Below are 22,433 nucleotides of genomic sequence, written 5' to 3' on the forward strand. Positions count from 1 at the left end.
ATAGTTCCGCATGCCGTCCGACTCCAACCGGGAGACCCGCATGCCCCCGCTTCGCCAGATCCTCGCCGTCCTCGCCCTGGGCGCCAGCCTCGCCAGCCAGACCGCCGTCGCGGCGGAATGCCCGTACCCGGGCAAAGTGGTGTTCGCCGGGCTGAACTGGGAAAGCGGCATGTTCACCACCGACCTGTTGCGCTACGTACTGGAAAAAGGCTACGGCTGCGAGACCGACGCGCTGCCGGGCAATACCGTGACCATGGAAAACGCCCTGCGCCAGAACGATATCCAGGTCACCGGGGAGCAATGGGCCGGGCGTAGCCCGGTGTGGCGCGCGGCGGAGGAGGCGGGCGAGGTGTTCTCCGTCGGCGAGACGGTGAAGGGCGCCACCGAGGGCTGGTGGGTGCCGGAGTACCTGGTCAAGGGCGACCCGCAACGAGGCATCGAGGCGAAGGCGCCGGAGTTGAGGTCGGTCGCCGACCTGCCGCGCTACAAGGCGCTGTTCCGCGATCCCGAGGAGCCCGCCAAGGGGCGTTTCTACAACTGCCCGACCGGTTGGACCTGCGAGATCGTCAACAGCCAGAAGCTCAAGGCCTACAGGTTGCAGGACAGCTACACGAACTTCCGCACCGGCACCGGCCCGGCGCTGGATGCGGCGATCAGTGCGGCCTTCCGGCGCGGTGAGCCGGTGCTTTTCTACTATTGGTCGCCGACTCCGTTGATGGGCCGTTTCAAGCTGGTGCAACTGGAAGAGCCGCCGTTCAGCGAGAAGGCCTGGGCCACCCTGTCCGATCCGAAGAACCCCGACCCCATCGGTTCCCGCTCGTTGCCGGCGAAGATCACCATTGGCGTTTCCCGCGATTTCCATGACAAGGCGCCGGCGTTGGTCGAGCTGTTCCGCAAGGTCGAGATCCCCTTGCCGCTGTTCAACGAGCTGCTCGCCGACATGGCGCAGAATCATCGCGAGGTCGGCGAGGTGCGTGCGCAGTTCCTTCGCCAGCATCGCGAAATCTGGAGCCACTGGGTGCCGGCCGAAGTCGCCGCGCGCCTCGATACCTCCCTGAAGTAAGCCTCGCCAGCCTTCATGGCGCACTACCTGAGCGGGCGTCAGCGCACCCTGGTGCGGCGGCTCCAGGATACCTTCCAGGCGCGCAGCGAATGGCCGACCTGGCTGCTGATCGCCTGCCTGTACGGCGGTTGGGCACTGCTCGCCAGCCAGTATCGGCATTGGGGCTGGCCGGTGCTGGCGGGGCTGGTGCCGTTCGCCTCCCTCTACATGTCGTTGCAGCATGAGCTGATCCATGGCCACCCGACCCGCTGGCCGAGGTTCAACGCCGTGCTCGGCTACCTGCCGCTGGCCGTCTGGTATCCCTATCCGCTGTACCGTGACAGCCACTTGCGGCACCACCTCGACGAGCAACTGACCTACCCGGGGCTGGACCCCGAGAGTCGTTACGTCAGTCTGTCCGAATGGCCGCGCCTGGGCTCCTGGCGGCGGCGCTGGCTCTGCCTGGACAAGACCCTGCTCGGTCGCGCCACCCTCGGCCCGCTGCTGGCCCTGGCGGCGATGGCGCGCCTGGAGGGTTCGCGGTTGCGCCAGGGAGAGGGCGCCGCCTGGCGCCTGTGGGGCCTGCATGCCGTGCTGCTGGGCGGGTTGCTGGCCGGGCTTTGGCGCTGGGCGGGCATCCCGCCCTGGTTGTACCTGCCGGCGGTGGCCTATCCGGCCCTCGGTCTGAGCATGCTGCGCTCTTTCTACGAGCACCGTCCGGCCCGCGAGCCGGCGCAGCGCAGCGTGCTGGTCGAGGCGGGGTGGCCGTGGCGGCTGCTGTTCCTCAACAACAACCTGCATCTGGTCCACCACGATCTGCCGGGCCTGCCCTGGTACCTGCTGCCGCGCGTGTATAACGCAAGCCGCCGTGCCTACCGGCGACGCAGTGGCGATTTCCACCTGCCCGGCTATGGTCGTCTATGGCGGCGCCACGGTTGGCGGCCGGTGGATGCGCCGGTGCATCCCGAGCATTGAAGGCAGGCGGACGAGAGCATGATCGATACCCCGGTGGTGGCGGCGCTGGACATGTATGTCGAGCCGGACTGCGTCAGGCAGGCCGGCGCAACCTTCATCGGCGAGGTCTGCCGGCGCCTGGGCGTGCGCCGTTACGCGCCGGCCGCCGCCGATCTGGCGGTGCAGTGGCGACAGCCTAACCTGCTGTTCGCGCAGACCTGCGGCTATCCGCTGATGACCCAGTTGCGCGGCCAGGTGGCGGTGCTCGCGGTGCCCAGCTACGACTTGCCCGATTGCGCTCCCGGCGAGCATTGCAGTCTGTTCGTCGCCGCCGAAGGACAGGCGCGCCAGCGCCTCGGCGACTTCCGCAATACCCGCCTGGCGCTCAACGACCACGACTCCAACAGCGGCATGAACCTGCTGCGCCATGCGCTGGCGCCGCTGGGGCGAGACTCGGCGTTCTTCGCCGAAGTGCGCATCAGCGGCGGCCACCTGCGCAGCCTGGCGATGGTGGCGGCGGGTGAGGTCGAGCTGACCTCGGTGGATGCAGTGACCTTCGGCTACCTGCAACGCCACGCACCGGAGCGCCTGGCCGGCCTGCGCGTGCTCGGGCGCAGTGCGCCGAGCCCGGCCTTGCCGCTGATCACCTCGCTGCACTGGAGTGCGGCGCAACGCCGCGAGCTGTTCGAAGCGCTGAACCTGACGCTGATCGAGTGCCCGCACCTGGCCGCGACACTGGCGCTGAAAAGCTTCCTCCCGGCCGGCGAGGAGCATTACCGGATTCTCCTCGACTACGAGCGTCAGGCGCAGGGCTGGGGTTACCCGCAATTGCGCTGAACGGTGTTACCGAAGGCCCCAAACCGGTGCGCGCACGCTTCGATCACGTGCACCCAGGGCCGTTCCGGCAGGCTCCTTCTCCCGGGGGAGAGGCTACCTTCGCTAATTCTTAACTCCAGAAAAATCAACGGGTTGAATGAGATTCACGGGGATGTGGAGATATCGCCGGAGGGCGTGGCGGCAGAATTGGCCCTTCCTTTGCTTATACTTGTATGTACAAGCATAGATGTGTTCGGTAGACCCAGCCCGACCTCTGCTTCGTCCCAGAATTCAGGCGCACCCTCGCGGGGCGCCGCCCGTTGAACGCCACGCCCAGGAGCCTGCCGTGACCACCCCGAGCAAATTCCGCGATATTGAAATCCGCGCCCCGCGCGGCACTACGCTGACCGCCAAGAGCTGGCTGACCGAAGCGCCGCTGCGCATGCTGATGAACAACCTCGACCCGGAGGTCGCGGAGAACCCCAGGGAGCTGGTGGTTTACGGCGGCATCGGCCGCGCCGCGCGCAACTGGGAGTGCTACGACAGGATCGTCGAGACCCTCAAGCAACTGAACGACGACGAGACCCTGCTGGTACAGTCCGGCAAGCCGGTCGGCGTGTTCAAGACCCACGCCAACGCGCCGCGGGTGCTGATCGCCAACTCCAACCTGGTGCCGCACTGGGCGACCTGGGAACACTTCAACGAACTGGACGCCAAGGGCCTGGCGATGTACGGCCAGATGACCGCCGGTTCGTGGATCTACATCGGCAGCCAGGGCATCGTCCAGGGCACCTACGAAACCTTCGTCGAGGCTGGCCGCCAGCATTACGACGGCAACCTCAAGGGCCGCTGGGTGCTTACCGCCGGCCTTGGCGGCATGGGCGGCGCCCAGCCGCTGGCGGCGACCCTGGCCGGCGCCTGTTCGCTGAACATCGAGTGCCAGCAGAGCCGCATCGACTTCCGCCTGCGCAGTCGCTACGTCGACGAGCAGGCCAAGGACCTGGACGACGCCCTGGCGCGGATCCAGCGCTACACCGCCGAAGGCAAGGCCATCTCCATCGCCCTGCTGGGCAATGCCGCCGAGATCCTTCCGGAACTGGTTCGCCGCGGCGTACGCCCGGACATGGTCACCGACCAGACCAGCGCCCACGATCCGCTCAACGGCTACCTGCCGGCCGGCTGGAGCTGGGAAGAGTACCGCGACCGCGCGCAGACCGACCCGGCCGCCGTGGTCAAGGCCGCCAAGCAGTCCATGGCGGTACACGTGCGGGCCATGCTGGCGTTCCAGCAGCAGGGCGTGCCGACCTTCGACTATGGCAACAACATCCGCCAGATGGCCAAGGAAGAGGGGGTGGCCAATGCCTTCGATTTCCCCGGCTTCGTCCCGGCCTACATCCGCCCGCTGTTCTGTCGCGGCATCGGTCCGTTCCGCTGGGCCGCGCTGTCGGGCGACCCGCAGGACATCTACAAGACCGACGCCAAGGTCAAGCAACTGATCCCCGACGATGCCCACCTGCACCGTTGGCTGGACATGGCCCGCGAGCGCATCAGCTTCCAGGGCCTGCCGGCGCGCATCTGCTGGGTTGGCCTGGGGCTGCGCGCCAAGCTCGGCCTGGCCTTCAACGAGATGGTGCGCAGCGGCGAGCTGTCCGCGCCGATCGTCATCGGCCGCGACCACCTCGACTCCGGCTCGGTGGCCAGCCCCAACCGCGAGACCGAGGCCATGCAGGACGGCTCCGACGCGGTGTCCGACTGGCCGCTGCTGAACGCCCTGCTGAATACCGCCAGCGGCGCCACCTGGGTCTCGCTGCACCACGGCGGCGGCGTGGGCATGGGCTTCTCCCAGCACTCCGGGATGGTGATCGTCTGCGACGGTAGCGACGAGGCCGCCGAACGCATCGCCCGCGTGCTGACCAACGACCCGGGGACCGGGGTGATGCGGCACGCCGACGCCGGCTACCAGGTCGCCATCGATTGCGCGAAGGAGCAGGGCCTGAACCTGCCGATGATCACCGCCCAGCGCTGACCTCGGAAACCGCCTCCACGCCGGCGGGGCGTGGGGGCGGCCGCCCACTGTCCCGACCAGGCCACAACAAGAATGGCGGCGCGCGAGCCGCAGCGGAGTACAGCAGCATGACCCAGGGCAGCGACAGCAAGCCACTGATCGAACGGCGCTCGATCGACTACATCCCGGCGAACGAGCGCCACGGCCGCCTCTACAGCCAGTTCACCCTCTGGCTGGGGGCTAACCTACAAATCACCGCCATCGTCACCGGCGCCCTCGCCGTGGTCCTCGGCGGCGACGTGTTCTGGTCGCTGGTCGGCCTGCTCATCGGCCAGCTCCTCGGCGGCGCGGTGATGGCCCTGCACGCCGCGCAGGGGCCGCGCCTGGGGCTGCCGCAGATGATTTCCAGCCGGGTGCAGTTCGGCGTCTACGGCGCCTGCATCCCGATCGCCCTGGTGTGCCTGATGTACCTGGGCTTCACCGCCACCGGCACGGTGCTTTCCGGCCAGGCCATCGGCCAGCTCACCGGGCTCAGCGACAGCGCCGGGATCTTCATCTTCGCCGCCCTCATCGTCCTGGTGACGGTGCTCGGCTATCGCGTCATCCACATCATCGGGCGGATCGCCAGCGTCCTCGGCATCATCGCCTTCGTCTACCTGTTCAGCCGCCTGATGCTGCTCAGCGACATCGGCGACCTGCTCGCCATCCGCCATTTCAGCTGGGCCTCGTTCCTCCTCGCGGTGTCCCTGGCGGCGTCCTGGCAGATCGCCTTCGGCCCCTACGTGGCCGACTATTCACGCTACCTGCCGGCGTCCACCTCGTCGTGGAAGACCTTCCTCGCCGTCGGCCTCGGCTCGGTGCTCGGCGCCCAGGCCTCGATGGTCCTCGGGGTGTTCTCCGCAGCCCTGGCCAACGGTCAGTTCGCCGGCCGCGAGGTGGCCTACATCGTCGGCCTGGGCAGCAGCGGGACCGTCGCCGCGCTGCTCTACTTCAGCATCGCCTTCGGCAAGGTGACCATTTCCACGCTGAACTCCTACGGAAGCTTCATGTGCATCGCGACCATCATCAGCAGCGTACGCGGCCAACTGGAGATCACCCGCCTGCAACGCCTGTTCTTCGTCCTCGCGATCGTCGGCGCCTCGACGCTCATCGCGTTGCTCGGCCAGCACTCGTTCCTCGCTGCGTTCAAGTCCTTCATCCTGTTCCTGCTGACCTTCTTCACTCCGTGGAGCGCGGTGAACCTGGTCGACTACTACTTCATCACCCGCGAGCGCTATGACGTGCCCGCGCTGGCCGACCCCGACGGCCGCTACGGTCGCTGGAACCTGCCGGGAATCGCCGTCTATACCCTCGGCGTGCTGGTGCAGATGCCGTTCCTGGCGACCACGCTGTACACCGGACCGATGGTCGAGCACCTCGGCGGCGTGGATATCTCCTGGATCATCGGCTTGCTGGTGCCGGCGGTCCTCTACTACCTGGTGGCGCGGCGCAAGGCCACGCGCCAGGCCCCGGCGCGAATGATCCTGCCGGCCGATCCCGGCGCCTTCGAACGTCCCGCGCACGGGGCCTGAGACGAATTTCCAGGGCGGCGCGGCCGCCTTCAATCCCATGAAACGCCGCCGGCGGACGGCGCTGCCGAGCCCGCCGAACCGAACAAGGAGCCTTCGATGAGCCTGCATCTGAAACCCGGCCAGCTGACCCTGGCCGACCTGCGCCAAGCCTACCTGGCCCCCGTGCGCCTGAGCCTGGATCCCAGCGCCGACGCGCCGATCGCCGCCAGCGTCGCCTGTGTCGAGAACATCATCGCCGAGGGCCGCACCGCCTACGGCATCAACACCGGCTTCGGCCTGCTGGCCTCGACGCGGATCTCCCCGGCCGACCTGGAGAAGCTCCAGCGCTCCATCGTCCTGTCCCATGCCGCCGGCGTCGGCGAGGCGCTGGACGACGCCATGGTGCGGCTGGTCATGCTGCTCAAGGTGAACAGCCTGGCTCGCGGGTTCTCCGGCATCCGCCGCAAGGTGATCGACGCGCTGATCGCGCTGATCAACGCCGAGGTCTATCCGCACATCCCGCTGAAAGGCTCGGTGGGCGCCTCCGGCGACCTGGCGCCGCTGGCGCACATGTCGCTGGTGCTGATCGGCGAAAGCCGGGCGCGCCATCGCGGTGAGTGGCTGCCGGCCGCCGAAGCGCTGGCGGTGGCCGGGCTGGAGCCGCTGACCCTGGCGGCGAAGGAAGGCCTGGCCCTGCTCAATGGCACCCAGGTATCGACCGCCTACGCGCTGCGCGGGTTGTTCGAGGCCGAGGACCTGTTCGCCGCCGCCACCGTCTGCGGCGGGCTCAGCGTCGAGGCCATGCTCGGTTCGCGGGCGCCGTTCGATGCGCGCATCCACGCCGCGCGCGGCCAGCGTGGGCAGATCGACGTGGCCGCGGCCTATCGCGACCTGCTCACCGCCAGCAGCGAGGTGGCGCGTTCCCATGAGAAGTGCGACAAGGTCCAGGACCCCTATTCGCTGCGTTGCCAGCCGCAGGTGATGGGCGCCTGCCTGACCCAGATGCGCCAGGCCGCCGAGGTGCTGGAGATCGAAGCCAACGCGGTTTCCGACAACCCGCTGGTATTCGCCGCCGAGGGCGACGTGATCTCCGGCGGCAACTTCCACGCCGAACCGGTGGCGATGGCCGCCGACAACCTGGCCCTGGCGCTGGCCGAGATCGGTTCGCTGTCGGAACGGCGCATCTCGCTGATGATGGACATGCACATGTCGCAGTTGCCGCCGTTCCTGGTGGCCAACGGCGGGGTCAACTCCGGCTTCATGATCGCCCAGGTCACCGCCGCCGCGCTGGCCAGCGACAACAAGGCCCTGGCCCATCCGGCCAGCGTCGACAGCCTGCCGACCTCGGCCAACCAGGAAGACCACGTGTCGATGGCGCCGAACGCCGGCAAACGGCTCTGGGCGATGGCCGAGAACGTCCGCGGGATTCTCGCCGTGGAATGGCTGGGCGCCTGCCAGGGCCTGGACTTCCGTGAGGGCCTGAAGAGTTCGCCGAAGCTGGAGCAGGCTCGCCGCCTGCTGCGCGACAAGGTGCCGTACTACCAGGAGGATCGCTTCTTCGCCCCTGACATCGAGGCCGCGAGCCAGTTGCTCGCCAGCGGTTGCCTGAACGCGCTGCTGCCGGCCCGGCTGTTGCCGAGCCTTTGATACCCGCCCCCGGCCGCTCGGCCGGGGCGCTCCAGCAAGAACAACAACAGGAGAGCCGAGGGATGACGCACGACACGGGGCTTCGGCGCGGGCTGAACGCCCGTCATATTCGTTTCATGGCACTGGGGTCGGCGATCGGCACCGGCCTGTTCTACGGTTCCGCATCGGCCATCCAGATGGCCGGGCCGGCGGTGCTGCTGGCCTACCTGGTCGCCGGCGCGGCGGTGTACATGGTGATGCGCGCGCTCGGCGAGATGGCGGTGCACGAGCCGGTGTCCGGCTCGTTCGGCCATTACGCCAGCAGCTATCTCGGCCCCCTGGCCGGGTTCGTCACCGGCTGGACCTACGCTTTCGAGATGATCATCGTCTGCCTCGCCGATGTCACCGCGTTCGGCATCTACATGGGGTTCTGGTTTCCCGACGTGCCGCGCTGGATCTGGGTACTGTCCATCGTGCTGTTCATCGGCGGGCTGAACCTCTGCCATGTCAAGGTCTTCGGCGAGCTGGAGTTCTGGCTGTCGCTGGTCAAGGTCGGCGCCATCGTCGCGATGATCCTCGCCGGGCTCGGCATCATGTTCTTCGGCTTCAGCCTGGGCGGCGCGGCGACGTCCGCCACCGGCGTGCACAACCTGTGGCAGCACGGCGGCTTCCTGCCCAACGGCTGGGCCGGGCTGGTCGCCTCGCTGTCGGTGGTGGTGTTCGCCTTCGGCGGCATCGAGATCATCGGCATCACCGCCGGCGAGGCACAGGACCCGCAGCGGGTGATCCCGCAGGCGATCAATGCGGTGCCGCTGCGCATCCTGCTGTTCTACGTGCTGACCCTGTTCGTGCTGATGGCGATCTTCCCCTGGCAGCAGATCGGCAGCAACGGCAGTCCCTTCGTGCAGATCTTCGACGGCCTGGGGATCGAGTCGGCCGCGGCGATCCTCAATGTCGTGGTGATCACCGCGGCGATCTCGGCGATCAACAGCGACATCTTCGGCGCCGGTCGCATGCTCTACGGCATGGCCCGCCAGGGCCAGGCGCCGGTCGGCTTCTCGCGGGTGTCGCGGCACGGCGTGCCGTGGATGACCGTGTTGCTGATGGCGGTGGCCCTGCTGCTCGGCGTGGCGCTGAACTACCTGATCCCGCAGAGCGTATTCCTGCTGATCGCTTCCATCGCCACCTTCGCCACCGTGTGGGTCTGGCTGATGATCCTCCTGGCCCAGGTCGGCATGCGCCGGCGCATGGGGCCGCGCCAGGTCGCCGCGCTGAAGTTCCCGGTACCGCTGTGGCCATTCGCGCCGGCGGCGGCGATCGTCTTCATGTTGTTCATCTTCGTGGTGCTCGGCTATTTCCCGGACACCCGCCCGGCCCTGTGGGTCGGGGCTATCTGGATCGCCGTGCTGGTGATCGCCTACCGGCGCTGGGTCAGGCCGAAGGGCGATGCCGCGCATGGCGTGCTTCAGGCCCAGGGAGGGCTGTGACGGAACCGACGGCGGCCTGAGCCGCCGGCCAATAACAACGATCGAGGCCGTTCCCCCGGGCGCGGCCCGCAGGTTTTCCAACTGCCTTTCCCAATCGTGCATCTGGAGCGTCGAACCATGCGATACAAGAAGTCGATGTTGAGTGTTCTCTGTGCCCTCGGCCTGCTCGCCGCCGCGGCGGGCGCCCAGGCGGAAGGTTGGTGCGAGTCCGGCAAGGCGGTGAAATTCGCCGGGCTGAACTGGGAGAGCGGGACGCTGCTCACCGAGCTGATGCAGTTCGTCCTGGCCAAGGGCTACGGCTGTACCACCGACAGCCTGCCGGGCAACTCGATCACCATGGAGCAGGCGCTGAGCACCAATGACATCCAGGTCTTCGCCGAGGAGTGGATCGGCCGCAGCGACGCCTGGAACAAGGCCGCCGCCGCCGGCAAGGTGGTCGGCGTCGGCGAACCCATCGTCGGCGCGGTGGAGGGCTGGTACGTGCCGCGCTACGTGATCGAGGGCGACCCGCAGCGCAAGCTCGAGGCGAAGGCGCCGAAGCTGCGCTCTATCGCCGACCTGGCGCAGTACGCCGAGGTCTTCCGCGACCCGGAAGAACCGGGCAAGGGGCGCTTCTACAATTGCCCGGCCGGCTGGACCTGCGAGCTGGAGAACAGCGAGATGCTGAAAAGCTACGGCCTGGAGGAGACGTTCACCAATTTCCGTCCGGGCACCGGCCCGGCACTGGACGCGGCGGTGCTGTCGAGCTATCGGCGCGGCGAGCCTATCCTGTTCTACTACTGGTCGCCGACGCCGCTGATGGGCCGCGCCGACCTGGTGCGCCTGGAGGAAAGGCCCGGCGTCGACAAGCGCATCAGGATCCAGGTCGGCCTGTCGCGGACCTTCCACGACCAGGCGCCGGAGCTGGTGGCGGTGCTGGAGAAGGTCAACCTGCCGGCGGAGCTGCTGAACAGCGACCTGGCGCGGATGGCCAAGGACAGGATCGATGCAGCGCGCCTGGCGCGCGAGTTCCTCAAGGAGCACCCCGAGGTCTGGCACGCCTGGGTCGACGAGGACGCGGCGAAGAAGATCGAAGCGGCACTCTGAACCCACGACCGACGAGAGCAGACCATGTTTCCCGAACGCCTGACATTTTCCATCGCCGACTGGGTCAACGCTTGGGTCGACGCCCTGGTGGCCAACTACGGCGACCTGTTCCGCAAGATCTCCGACACCCTGCTGTGGGCCATCGTCAACCTCGAAGGGCTACTCCGCGCCACGCCCTGGTGGCTGTTGCTGGCGATCGTCGCGGCGATCGCCTGGCACGCCACCCGGCGCCTGCTGCCGACCCTGGTGATCACCGGCCTGCTGTTCCTGGTCGGCGCCGTCGGCCTCTGGGACAAGCTGATGCAGACCCTCGCGCTGATGCTGGTGGCGACCTTCATCTCGGTGCTGATCGGCATCCCCCTGGGCATCCTCGCCGCGCGCAGCAACCGCCTGCGCGCGGTACTGATGCCGCTGCTGGACATCATGCAGACCATGCCCAGCTTCGTGTACCTGATCCCGGTGCTGATGCTGTTCGGCCTGGGCAAGGTGCCGGCGATCTTCGCCACCGTGATTTATGCCGCGCCGCCGCTGATCCGCCTCACCGACCTGGGCATCCGCCAGGTCGACAGCGAGGTGATGGAGGCGGTCAACGCCTTCGGCGCCAACCGCTGGCAGCAGCTGTTCGGCGTGCAGTTGCCGCTGGCCCTGCCGAGCATCATGGCGGGGATCAACCAGACCACCATGATGGCCCTGTCGATGGTGGTGATCGCTTCGATGATCGGCGCCCGCGGCCTCGGCGAAGACGTACTGGTGGGCATCCAGACGCTGAACGTGGGCAAGGGCCTGGAAGCCGGCCTGGCGATCGTCATCCTCGCGGTGGTGATCGACCGCATCACCCAGGCCTATGGCCGTTCCCGGCACGAGACGAGCAAATGAGCGGTGCGCAGATGAACAAGATCGAAGTGAAGAACGTGTTCAAGATCTTCGGCCCGCGCGCCGATGCCGCGCTGGCGCTGATCCGCCAGGGACGCAGCAAGGCCGAAGTGCTGGCGCAGACCGGCTGCGTGGTCGGCGTCAACGACCTGTCGCTGACCATCGGTGCTGGCGAGATCTTCGTGATCATGGGCCTGTCGGGTTCCGGCAAGTCGACCCTGGTGCGCCATTTCAACCGCCTGATCGACCCCACCAGCGGCGAGATCCTGGTGGATGGCGAGGACATCCTGCGCTACGACATGGAAGCCCTCCGGCAATTCCGCCGGCGCAAGATCAGCATGGTGTTCCAGAGTTTCGGCCTGCTGCCGCACAAGAGCGTGCTCGACAATGTCGCCTACGGCCTGAAGGTTCGCGGCGAAAGCCGGGCGCAGTGCCACGAGCGGGCCCTGCACTGGATCGCCACGGTGGGCCTGAAGGGCTACGAGAAGTCCTATCCGCACCAGCTTTCCGGCGGCATGCGCCAGCGTGTCGGCCTGGCCCGCGCGCTGGCCGCCGACACGGAGATCATCCTCATGGACGAGGCCTTCAGCGCCCTCGACCCGTTGATCCGCGCGGACATGCAGGACCAGTTGCTGGAACTGCAGAAAACCCTGCACAAGACCATCGTCTTCATCACCCACGACCTCGACGAGGCGGTACGCATCGGCAACCGCATCGCGATCCTCAAGGACGGCCAGCTGATCCAGGTCGGCACACCACGGGAAATCCTCCACCAGCCGGCCGACGACTACGTCGACCGCTTCGTCCAGCGGCGGGTGGCGAACCTATGAGCGACCTACCGAGCGTCGTGTTCGGCGACGGTCCGCTGCGTTGGCAGGAACTGGTCGCGGTGGCCCGGCACGGTGCGCGCCTGGAACTGTCGGCGGCGGCCTGGGCACGGATCGACAACGCCCGCGCCATCGTCTGCCGTATCGTCGCCAATGGCGAGCGTGCCTACGGCATCAGTACCGGCCTCGGCGCGCTGTGCGACGTCCTGCTGGAAGGCGAGCAGCTCGCCGAGCTGTCGCGCAACACCTTGCTCAGCCATGCCTGCGGGGTCGGCGAGCCGCTGCGCGACGAACAGACCCGGGCGATCATTTGTGCCGCCGTCGCCAACTACAGCCAGGGCAAGTCCGGGCTCGACCGTTCGCTGGTGGAAGGGCTGCTGGCGCTGCTCAACCACGGCATTACCCCGCAGGTGCCGGCCCAGGGCTCGGTGGGCTACCTGACCCACATGGCGCACGTCGGCATCGCCCTGCTCGGCATCGGCGAGGTCAGCTACCGCGGCAGCGTCGTGCCGGCCGCCGCCGCGTTGGCGGCGGAAGGCCTGGCGACGGTGCGCCTGGGAGCCAAGGACGGGCTCTGCCTGGTCAACGGCACGCCGTGCATGACCGGCCTCGCCTGCCTGGCCCTGGACGACGCGCAGCGCCTGGCGCAGTGGGCCGACGTGATCGGGGCGATGAGCTTCGAGGCCCTGCGCGGCCAACTGGCGGCGTTCGACGCCGAGATCGTTGCGCTCAAGCCGCATCCCGGGATGCAGCGGGTCGCCGCCAATCTGCGGGCCTTGCTGGCTGGCAGCCAGGTACTGGAGAACGCCCGCGGCATCCGCACCCAGGATGCCCTGAGCATCCGCTCGATACCGCAGATCCATGGCGCCTGCCGTGACCAGTTGGCCCACGCGGCGCGGCAGATAGAGACCGAACTCAACTCGGCCACCGACAACCCGCTGCTGCTGGGTACGCCGGAGGCCTACCGGGTGGTATCCCAGGCCAATCCCCACGGCGAATCGGTGGCGATGGCCGCCGACCTGCTGGCGATCGCCGTGGCCGAGCTGGGCGGGGTCGCCGAGCGGCGCCTGGATCGCCTGGTCAACCCGCTGGTCAGCGGCCTGCCGGCGTTCCTGGTGGGCAAGCCGGGAGTCAACTCGGGGATGATGATCACCCAGTACGTCGCCGCCTCCCTGGCCGGCGAGAACCGCCAGCTGGCGCAGCCGGCGGTGGTCGACAACTTCGTCACCTCGGCGCTCCAGGAGGACCACCTGAGCCTCGGCACCAGTGCCGCGCTCAAGCTTGGCAGGGCCCTGGAGAACCTCCGGCGGATCCTCGCCATCGAGTACCTGCTGGCCGCCCAGGCCTTCGAATTCCTCGCCCCGCAACGCTTCGGCCAGGGCACCGCGGCGGCCTGGGGCATCCTGCGCGAGCGCGTGCCCGCGTACGACACCGACCGCTGGCTGGCTCCCGACATCGCCAGCGCGGCGGCCATCCTCGGCGAGCGGAAGAGTCTCGCCCGGCTGGCCGCGAGCATAGGAGACCTGCAATGAAACGACTCTGGCAGCATTGCCATGCCGCCACCCTCAAGGGCGGCAAGTACTCGATCGTCGAGGACGCCGCCCTGGTCACCGACGGTCCGCTGATCCACTGGATCGGCCCGCGCGCCGAACTGCCGCCCGACGACTACGCCGAACGCATCGACCTCGATGGCGCCTGGCTGACCCCGGGGTTGATCGACTGCCACACCCACGCGGTGTTCGGCGGCAACCGCAGCGGCGAATTCGAGCAGCGCCTGGAGGGCGTCAGCTACGCCGAGATCGCCGCCGCCGGCGGCGGCATCGCCAGCACCGTACGCGCCACCCGCGAGGCCAGCGAGGAAGAATTGCTGGTCAGTGCGCGCAAGCGCCTGGAGCCCTTGCTGCGCGACGGCGTGACGGCGCTGGAGATCAAGTCCGGCTACGGTCTCGACCTGGCCAGCGAACGCAAGATGCTGCGGGTCATCCGCCGCCTCGGCGAACGCCTGCCGGCGACCGTGCGCAGCACCTGCCTGGCTGCCCATGCGCTACCGCCGGAATACGCCGGGCGCGCCGACGACTACATCGAGCATATCTGCTCGACGATGCTCCCCGCACTGGCCGGGGAGGGACTGGTGGACGCGGTGGACGCCTTCTGCGAGCACCTGGCGTTTTCCCCGGCGCAGGTCGAGCGGGTATTCATCGCCGCCCGCGAGCTGGGCCTGCCGGTGAAGCTGCACGCCGAGCAGCTATCCTCGCTGCACGGTTCCAGCCTGGCGGCGCGCTACCGGGCTTTGTCGGCCGACCACCTGGAGTACATGACCGAGGACGACGCCCGCGCCATGGGCGAGGCGGGCACCGTCGCGGTGCTGCTGCCGGGCGCCTTCTACCTGCTGCGCGAGACCCAGCTGCCGCCGATCGATGCCCTGCGCCGGCACGGCGTGGCCATGGCCATTGCCAGCGATCTCAATCCCGGCACCTCGCCGGCGCTGTCGTTGCGCCTGATGCTGAACATGGCCTGTACCCTGTTCCGCCTGACCCCGGAGGAGGCGCTGGCCGGTGTTACCCTGCACGCCGCCCGGGCGCTGGGGCTGGAAGCCCGCCACGGCAGCCTGGAGGTCGGCAAGCTGGCCGACTTCGTCGCCTGGGATATCGAGCGTCCGGCGGAGCTGGCCTACTGGCTGGGCGGCGATCTGCCGAAACGCGTCATTCGCTACGCCGAGGAGGTATACCGTGGATGAAGTCCTGAGTTTCAAGCGCGGCCGCGTGCCGCTACTGATCAGCATGCCGCACCCCGGCACGCGCCTGACCCCGGCGGTGGACGCCGGCCTGGTGGAGGAGGCGCGGGCGCTGACCGATACCGACTGGCACATTCCCCGGCTCTACGATTTCGCCGAGGAACTGGGCGCCAGCACCCTGGCTGCCCACTATTCGCGCTATGTAGTCGATCTCAACCGCCCTTCCGACGACAAGCCGCTGTACAGCACCGCCACTACCGGCCTGTATCCGGACACCCTGTTCGACGGCCGGCCGCTCTACCGCGAAGGCATGGCGCCGTCCGCCGAGGAACGCATGCGCTACCTGGCCGAAGTGTGGACGCCCTACCACCGGACCATCGCCGAGGAACTGGCGCGGCTGAAGGCCGAGTTCGGCTACGCGCTGCTCTGGGACGCCCACTCGATCCGTTCCCACGTGCCGCACCTGTTCGACGGCCGACTGCCCGACTTCAATCTCGGCACCAACGCCGGCGCCAGTTGCGATCCAGCGCTGGCGGCCCGCCTGGAGGCGGTCTGCGCTGCCGCCGAAGGCTACAGCCATGTGCTCAACGGGCGCTTCAAGGGCGGCCACATCACCCGCCACTACGGCCAGCCGGAGCAGCACGTCCATGCCGTCCAGCTGGAGCTGGCGCAGTGCACCTACATGGACGAGCAGGCCCCGTTCGCTTACCGCGCGGACCTCGCCGAAGCGACCCGCGCGGTCATCCGCAAACTGCTGGAAAGCCTCCTCGCCTGGGGGCACGAGCGCTACGCCTGAGGCGCTCGAGGCGGCGGACGCCTGGCCCGTCCTGGCGGACGTGAATGCCGCGGATGGGGTGGGGCGTCCGTGTCGGCATTCTGGAAATTTTCTGTTACAAATTTATTGAGGTCAGCGTTGATGCGGCCGGGAGGCCGAGTGCGCAAAGAGTTGCACAACTGTTCTCCTCTATCCTCTCGGCCAGCATTTCCATCGCGCGGGCGCAGGCGCGTCGCGCCCGGAACCGAATACGCCAGGAACGCACGGCTGCGTTTCCAAGAGGACAGTGAATGTTCGCCCCCGCCAACCAGACGCACTTCAGCCTTCGCATCGAAAACCTCCGGCACGACTTCCAGGTACTCGCCTTCCGCGGTCGCGAAGCCATCAGCCAGCCCTTTCGCTTCGACCTGGAGCTGGTCAGCGAGCGATCCGACCTGGACCTCGACGCGCTGCTGCACCAGCCGGCCTTCCTGATCCTCTCGCCGAGCGGGCAAGGGGTCCACGGACAGCTCACCAGCATCGCCCAGGGGGACTCCGGCAAGCGCCTGACCGGCTATCGCGCGACCCTGGAGCCGCGCCTGGCCTACCTGGGGCTGTGCAGCGACCAACGCATCTTCCAGCGCCTCAGCGTGCCGGAAATCATCGGTCGGGTGCTGGAGGGCCACGGCATTCTCGCCGACGCCTACCGCTTCCAGCTGGGCCCGACGCCGTACCCGGCCCGCGAATACTGCACGCAGTACGACGAAACCGACCTGGCGTTCCTCAGCAGGCTCTGCGAGGAGGAAGGCATCCATTACCACCATGAGTTTTCTGCCCAGGGCCATGTGCTGGTCTTCGGCGACGACCAGACCTCCTTTCCGCGGCTGCAACGCCCCGTCGCCTACGTGCAGGACGCCGGGCTGGTCGCCGACCAGCCGGTGGTCAAGCGCTTCGGCGTGCGCTTCGACACCCGTGCCAGCCGGGTTACCCGGCGCGACTACGACTTCGAGCAACCCGCGTTGCAGATGCAGGCCGCCCATGGCCCGCAGCCCGGGGCGCAGCAACCGGACCTGGAGGACTACGACTATCCCGGCCGCTTCACCCACCGCGAGCGCGGCAAGCACCTGAGCCGGCGCGCGCTGGAACGGCATCGCGCCGACTACCTACAGGCCAGGGGCGAAAGCGACGAACCGGCGCTGCTCAGCGGACACTTCCTGACGCTGTCCGCGCATCCCCGCGGCGAATGGAACGATCTCTGGCTGCTTACCGAGGTTCTCCACGAAGGGCGGCAGCCGCAGGTACTGGAAGAGTCGATCGACAGCGACGTCGCGCAGGGCCGGGGCGATTTCCGCCAGGGCTATCGCAACCGTTTCGTCGCCACTCCCTGGAGCGCGCATTTCCGCCCCCCGCTGGAGCATCCCAAGCCACGCGTGCTGGGCTGTCAGACAGCGGTCGTGACCGGCCCCGCCGGCGAGACCATCCACTGCGACCAATACGGCCGGGTCAAGGTGCAGTTCTTCTGGGATCGCCTCGGCCAGGCCGACGACAACACCAGTTGCTGGTTGCGCGTCGCCTCCAACTGGGCGGGCAAACGCTATGGCGGCGTAGCCATCCCGCGGGTGGGCATGGAAGTCCTGGTGGGTTTCCTGGAGGGCGATCCGGATCAGCCGCTGGTCACCGGTTGCCTCTACCACAGCGAAAACCGGGTGCCCTACGAGCTGCCGCAGAACAAGACCCGCAGCGTTTTCAAGACCGACAGCTACCCCGGCGGCGGCGGTTTCAACGAACTGCGCATCGAGGACCGCAAGGGCCAGGAACAGATCTTCGTCCACGCCCAGCGCGACTGGGACGAGAACATCGAGCACGACCAGAAGATCCGCGTCGGCCATGAGCGCCACGACACGGTCGAGGGCGATAGCTACAGCGAGTTCAGGGCCGAGGAACAGCGCACGGTCCACGCCGACCGCAAGGTCGAACTGAAGGCGGCCGACCACCTCAGCGTCGCCGACGCGTTGCACCTGAGGATCGGCACCGGCCAGTTCGTCGAGGCGGGCGACGAGATCCATTTCAAGGCCGGCGACAAGGTAGTGATCGAGGCAGGCATGGAGCTGACCCTAAAGGGCGGTGGCAGCTTCGCCAGGCTCGACCCGGGCGGTGTCACCCTCGACGGCGCCCAGGTGATGATCAACAGCGGCGGCAGCCCCGGCATCGGTAGCGGCGTTCGCGCGCTGTCGCCGCTGCAACCGCTCGCGGCCGACGCCGCGGCGGCGGGAGGCGCCTTGTTGGGAGCCATCGCCCAGAAGATCGGCGAAGCGCCGCAGAAACTCCTACGTTTCGAACTCAGTCCGTTGCCCGGCGTGGCATCGGCGGCCAGGCAACCGTATCGGCTCTACGCCAACGGTGCCCTCAAGGAGGAGGGCATCGCCGACGAAGGCGGCGCAATCAGCTTCGAACCGCTTCCGGGCGAACGCACCTATCGTATCGAGACGGCCAATGGCCACGCCTACGAAGTGGAGATGGTCGACCAGCCGGACGCACTGCAGGCCGACGATCGGCTCGCCCAGCAGGGGTTCCGCGACTACCGGGCGGAAATGCCCCAGCACAAGCCGCGTTCCGCCCCGGACGCCTACCGGCGCGACGCCTCGCGGCCCGGCGCCGCCGACAAGGATGACCCCACGCCATGAGCGACCTGTACAAACCGCAGACCCTCAAGCTGTACGCGCAACAGGCCGGCAGCGTCCGGCTGACCCTCGACTGGTTCGCCAACAAGGCTTTCTACCCGCCGCGCGCGGGTGTGCACATCAAGCCGCTGATCAATGGCCAGGCGGCCTTCGACGCGGTGCATGCGGCGATGGAAGCGGCCCGGCACAGCATCGACATCATCACCTGGGGCTTCGACCCGGCCATGCGTTTCAAACGCCCCGACGGACCGCGAATCGGCGAATTGCTGCAGACGAAGGGCCGCGAAGGGGTGCAGGCGCGGGTGCTGGTCTGGAGCAACCAGCTCGCCAGGCTCAAGGAAAACACCATCCCCGGGGCCGGCGTCGGCGGTTCCGGCGGCACCTGGGCGGGCTCGGGCGTCGCCAGCGGCAGCGCAGTGGACAACGAGGTGCTGCGGCTGGAGCAGCGGCGCCAGCATAACCTCAACCTCATCGCGCGGCAGCAGGAAGCCCTGGAACGCTCGGAACGGCTGCACCGCGAAGGCAGGCTGCCGAGCTTCGACCCGCGGGGCGCCGCCCACGCGCGGGCGCGCATCGCCGAGCTGGAGGCGGAGAACGCCGAGATCCAGCGCACTCTCGACAGCAGCGAGGCCCAGGGCTACGGCGGCAAGCGCGGTTCCGGCGGCACCCGCCAGGATCCCTGGGGGCAGATATTCACCCGCGACTGGTTCAAGGCGGTACGCGGCGGTGGGTTGCAGAACGTCGAGTTCCGTACCCGCGACTTCGAGCAGACGGCCAGGCCGGTGATGAACGGCGAGCAAGTGCGCCTCGTCAACGGGCGACTGCAAAGCCTGATCCACCTGCTGCGCGCCGATGGCATCGACGACCTGGGCATCGGCCAGTTGCTGGTACTCACCCAGTTCGCCAGCCATCACCAGAAGATGGTCCTGGTCGACTATGGCAGCCCGCAGGCCATCGGCTTCGTCATGGGTCACAACATGCACCGCAACTACTGGGACACCAGTGCCCACCTGTTCGACGACCGCGCCGCCGGTCGCGATCCCGGGTTCGGGCCCTGGCAGGATATCTCCATGCAGGTCCAGGGCCCGGTGCTGGCCGACCTCAGCCGCAACTTCAGCGAGGCCTGGGACCTCGAGACGCCGTGGTACAAGCGCTGGTTCTCGACGCCGTCGCTGACCGCCGAGCGCGACGCCTTGCCGCTGCCGAAGATCGCCACGCCCGCCAGCAACAGCGTCGCGCAGATTTGCCGGACCCAGCCGCAGGACGACGAGCGCTCGATCCTGGAGCACTATCTCAAGGCCCTGGGCAATGCCACCGACTACGTCTACATGGAAAACCAGTACTTCCGTTATGCCGGCTTCGCCGAGCGCCTGCGGAAGACTGCGCAGGTGCGCAAGGCCCGGGGCGTGCCCGGCGACCTGTACCTGTTCGTCGTGACCAACACCCCCGACTCCAGCGACGCCTCGAAGACCACCTACGACATGATGAAAGGCCTGGGCCAGGAGCAACTGATGCCGCAGGTACAGCGCGACCTGGCGCATGACTTGCGGGAAAAGCGGGAGCAGTTGAAGCAGGTCAGGGAAAACCTACATCCCGATCCCTATGTCCGGCGCGGCCAGGAAAACAACATCGAACGGCTGGAGCGCAAGATCGAAGCGCTCGAAGAGAAAGGCGTGACGCCGGAAGTCGAGCAACGCCTCGGCGATCTCGGCGCGCAGGAGATTCCCGGACTGGCGAAGAACACCGGCGAGGACGACAAGCCCTATCAACTCGCCGAAGTACCCGGCCTCAAGGTGGTCGTCGCCACCCTGGCCACCAGCGACCCCGCCCCCGGCAGCCCGCCGCCAGCGCGCCTGTCCGCCGAAGCCGAGGCCGCCCTCGGGGCACCACCGTTGAAGGCACGCTACAAGCACATCTACGTGCACTCCAAGCTGCTGCTGGTGGACGACCTCTATACCCTGCTCAGCTCGGCCAATATCAATGTCCGCAGCATGCATGGCGACAGCGAGTTGGGGATTGCCCAGCCCAATCCGGATTTGGCGAGGGCGATGCGGGAGGAGTTGTGGGGGGCGCATGTTGGGAGGTTGGCCGAAACGACCGAAAAAAACTTCGAATTGTGGAATCAGAAGATGGATGATAACTGGAAGGCCCAGGTGGCAGATGAGCCTTTTACTTCGCACTTGCTGCGCTTCTGGGATGTCACTACACCCTATAGTCAAAATCTTACGGTGGACTGAGCGATGCGAATCTCTATTGGTCTATTCATTTTCCTGTTGAGTTTCGGAGTTCCCGCTATGGCCGACAGTAAGCCGTTCATCTGCGTTAATGAGAAAGACCATTTGCCACCTCTCGATCCCCAGGCCGATGCCTGGTATCGGGAAGCAGTTGCGCTAGCTAAGCCTGACGCCTTGCGTCCTTGGGGACGTATTGTGGACTTATACAGTAAGGCAGTTGAGCGTGGGCATTGGAAGGCGATGCATAATTTGGCGAATCTTTATCGCACAGGGTGGCCCGGAGGGGTAGAAAAAGATACGCAGAAGGCATTGGATCTCTATCAAAAGATGATCGATCTGGAGGTGCCCCAAGGGTTCTATGATATGGGAGCAATGATCGGCAATCGTGCAGGGGTCATGAATCCTGCAACTGACGGGCTTAGTTTTCTTAATAAGGCTGCTAGCCTAGGAAATCCGCCGGCATTAACCGAGCTAGGTAAGCTCTATATATATGTGGCCAAAAAAAAGGATTTGGGGTTGGCGTATACTCACTGTGCTGCTAGCCAGGGCTATGCGCCGGCTAGTTATGAGTTGGGGGCGTATTACAAGATAGTAGAGCATAATTTTCCAAAAGCATTGGGTTATTATCAGGCGTCAGTCTCTCAGGGCGGAAAGAGTGCGGCTTTATTTATCTCCGGTGTTTTTGATAAAGCCAGTCCTGATGTCGATAGAATGTGGTACGCACCCGATGAGAAATTGCGCAAATTATATGATGGTATTTACGATAAACTTGCCGCTGATCCTGATTTTCGTTTTCCCAACTTGATAAAGGACCATCCTCTACCTTCTCACCCGACCCAGGGCTACGATGCAGATCGGCCCGACTGGAAACCGGGGCAGTGATGCGGCTGATGGCTATTGGACTTTGGGCCGTGCTCTGTCTTGCAGGCGTCCCCGTGATGGCCAACAGCAAACCATTTGTCTGCGCTAATGAAAAAGACCATCTGCCGCCGTTGGATCCGCAAGCCGATGCTTGGTACCGCGAAGCAGCAGCCTTGGCCAAGCCCGATACTCTGCGGCCCTGGGGCCGTATCGTCGAGCTTTACAGCAAGGCAGTGGAGCGCGGTCATTGGAAGGCCATGCATAATTTGGCGAATCTTTATCGTACAGGGTGGCCCGGAGGAGTAGAAAAAGATCCGCAGAAGGCATTGGATCTCTATCAAAAGATGATAGATCTGGATGTGCCTCAGGGGTTCTATGATATGGGGGCAATGATTGGTAATCGTGCCGGTGTTAAGAACCCTGCTACCGATGGTCTGACCTTCTTGGATAAAGCCGCTAGTTTGGGGAACCCGCCAGCACTGACCGAGTTGGGTAAACTCTATATTTATGTGGCCAAGGAAAAGGAATTGGGGCTGGCGTATGCCAGTTGTGCTTCCAGTCAAGGTTATGCTCCGGCGAGCTATGAGCTTGGAAGCTACTATGAGTTGGTTGAGCATAATTATCCAAAGGCACTTAGATACTATCAAGTCTCCGTCTCTCAAGGCGGCAGGAGTGCCGCCTTTTTTCTCTTGCGCGTCTTCGGAAAGAGGACGCCTCCTTCAAGTGCAATGTGGTATACGCCGGATGAAAAGCTTGAGAAATTCTACTACTCCCTCTATCTGCAAATTGATGCCGACCCCGATCTTCGTTTTCCCAATTTGGTAAAAGATAACCCCTTGCCACCCCACCCCGTCCAGGGCTACGACGCAGCTCGACCCGACTGGAAGCCGGGTCAGTGATTCG

The 22,433-nt window shown here is 66.5% G+C and carries 17 protein-coding genes; all 17 read left to right on the forward strand.

What is annotated here, in order from left to right; translation table 11 throughout:
- Positions 1-40 precede the first annotated feature (40 nt).
- The 17 genes from FOC67_RS28425 (at position 41) to FOC67_RS28505 (ending at position 22,429) form a co-directional block, all read left to right on the forward strand.
- Positions 41-1,063 carry an ABC transporter substrate-binding protein gene (locus FOC67_RS28425; protein ID WP_003101766.1) on the forward strand — a complete coding sequence of 341 codons (1,023 nt, stop codon included), beginning with the start codon at positions 41-43 and terminating at the stop codon, positions 1,061-1,063.
- A gap of 15 nt (positions 1,064-1,078) precedes the next feature.
- Positions 1,079-2,017 carry a fatty acid desaturase gene (locus FOC67_RS28430; RefSeq protein WP_009314430.1) on the forward strand — a complete coding sequence of 313 codons (939 nt, stop codon included), beginning with the start codon at positions 1,079-1,081 and terminating at the stop codon, positions 2,015-2,017.
- Between the two features lie 18 nt (positions 2,018-2,035).
- Entirely contained in the window at positions 2,036-2,833 is a 798-nt protein-coding gene (locus FOC67_RS28435) for a phosphate/phosphite/phosphonate ABC transporter substrate-binding protein (protein WP_009314428.1), read from the forward strand.
- Positions 2,834-3,158: 325 nt separating this feature from the next.
- Entirely contained in the window at positions 3,159-4,838 is a 1,680-nt protein-coding gene (gene hutU / locus FOC67_RS28440; protein WP_003095958.1) for a urocanate hydratase, read from the forward strand.
- A 107-nt stretch (positions 4,839-4,945) separates the two neighbouring features.
- Positions 4,946-6,388 (forward strand): cytosine permease, encoded by a 1,443-nt coding sequence (locus FOC67_RS28445; RefSeq protein ID WP_009314425.1) that lies wholly within the window; start codon positions 4,946-4,948, stop codon positions 6,386-6,388.
- A 96-nt stretch (positions 6,389-6,484) separates the two neighbouring features.
- Positions 6,485-8,014 (forward strand): histidine ammonia-lyase, encoded by a 1,530-nt coding sequence (gene hutH, locus FOC67_RS28450; RefSeq protein WP_003114461.1) that lies wholly within the window; start codon positions 6,485-6,487, stop codon positions 8,012-8,014.
- A gap of 62 nt (positions 8,015-8,076) precedes the next feature.
- Positions 8,077-9,480: an amino acid permease gene (locus tag FOC67_RS28455; protein WP_003095950.1), complete on the forward strand. Its 1,404-nt coding sequence runs from the start codon at positions 8,077-8,079 to the stop codon at positions 9,478-9,480.
- A 117-nt stretch (positions 9,481-9,597) separates the two neighbouring features.
- On the forward strand, positions 9,598-10,566 hold the full coding sequence (locus tag FOC67_RS28460) for an ABC transporter substrate-binding protein (RefSeq protein ID WP_003095948.1): 969 nt from the start codon (positions 9,598-9,600) through the stop codon (positions 10,564-10,566).
- A gap of 24 nt (positions 10,567-10,590) precedes the next feature.
- Positions 10,591-11,442: a proline/glycine betaine ABC transporter permease gene (locus tag FOC67_RS28465; protein ID WP_009314424.1), complete on the forward strand. Its 852-nt coding sequence runs from the start codon at positions 10,591-10,593 to the stop codon at positions 11,440-11,442.
- On the forward strand, positions 11,439-12,269 hold the full coding sequence (locus FOC67_RS28470) for a glycine betaine/L-proline ABC transporter ATP-binding protein (RefSeq protein WP_003135837.1): 831 nt from the start codon (positions 11,439-11,441) through the stop codon (positions 12,267-12,269). Before FOC67_RS28465 ends, FOC67_RS28470 begins: the two co-directional genes overlap by 4 nt.
- A complete protein-coding gene (gene hutH, locus FOC67_RS28475; protein WP_003101754.1) occupies positions 12,266-13,798 on the forward strand; it encodes a histidine ammonia-lyase in 1,533 nt (510 codons plus the stop codon). Before FOC67_RS28470 ends, hutH (FOC67_RS28475) begins: the two co-directional genes overlap by 4 nt.
- Positions 13,795-15,003: an imidazolonepropionase gene (gene hutI, locus FOC67_RS28480; protein WP_009314422.1), complete on the forward strand. Its 1,209-nt coding sequence runs from the start codon at positions 13,795-13,797 to the stop codon at positions 15,001-15,003. The genes hutH (FOC67_RS28475) and hutI overlap by 4 nt, the downstream gene beginning before the upstream one ends.
- Entirely contained in the window at positions 14,996-15,796 is an 801-nt protein-coding gene (hutG, locus tag FOC67_RS28485) for an N-formylglutamate deformylase (protein ID WP_009314420.1), read from the forward strand. Before hutI ends, hutG begins: the two co-directional genes overlap by 8 nt.
- Before the next feature lie 269 nt (positions 15,797-16,065).
- Positions 16,066-18,438: a type VI secretion system tip protein VgrG gene (locus FOC67_RS28490; RefSeq protein ID WP_009314418.1), complete on the forward strand. Its 2,373-nt coding sequence runs from the start codon at positions 16,066-16,068 to the stop codon at positions 18,436-18,438.
- Complete coding sequence (gene pldB, locus FOC67_RS28495) at positions 18,435-20,672, forward strand: type VI secrection system-dependent phospholipase D effector PldB (protein ID WP_009314416.1); 2,238 nt, start codon at positions 18,435-18,437, stop codon at positions 20,670-20,672. The genes FOC67_RS28490 and pldB overlap by 4 nt, the downstream gene beginning before the upstream one ends.
- A 3-nt stretch (positions 20,673-20,675) precedes the next feature.
- Complete coding sequence (locus tag FOC67_RS28500; protein ID WP_003141822.1) at positions 20,676-21,551, forward strand: tetratricopeptide repeat protein; 876 nt, start codon at positions 20,676-20,678, stop codon at positions 21,549-21,551.
- An 8-nt stretch (positions 21,552-21,559) separates the two neighbouring features.
- Entirely contained in the window at positions 21,560-22,429 is an 870-nt protein-coding gene (locus FOC67_RS28505; protein ID WP_031627605.1) for a tetratricopeptide repeat protein, read from the forward strand.
- The last annotated feature ends 4 nt before the right edge of the window (positions 22,430-22,433 follow it).

The organism is Pseudomonas sp. FDAARGOS_761 (assembly GCF_013343155.1).
Taxonomy (GTDB): domain Bacteria; phylum Pseudomonadota; class Gammaproteobacteria; order Pseudomonadales; family Pseudomonadaceae; genus Pseudomonas; species Pseudomonas aeruginosa.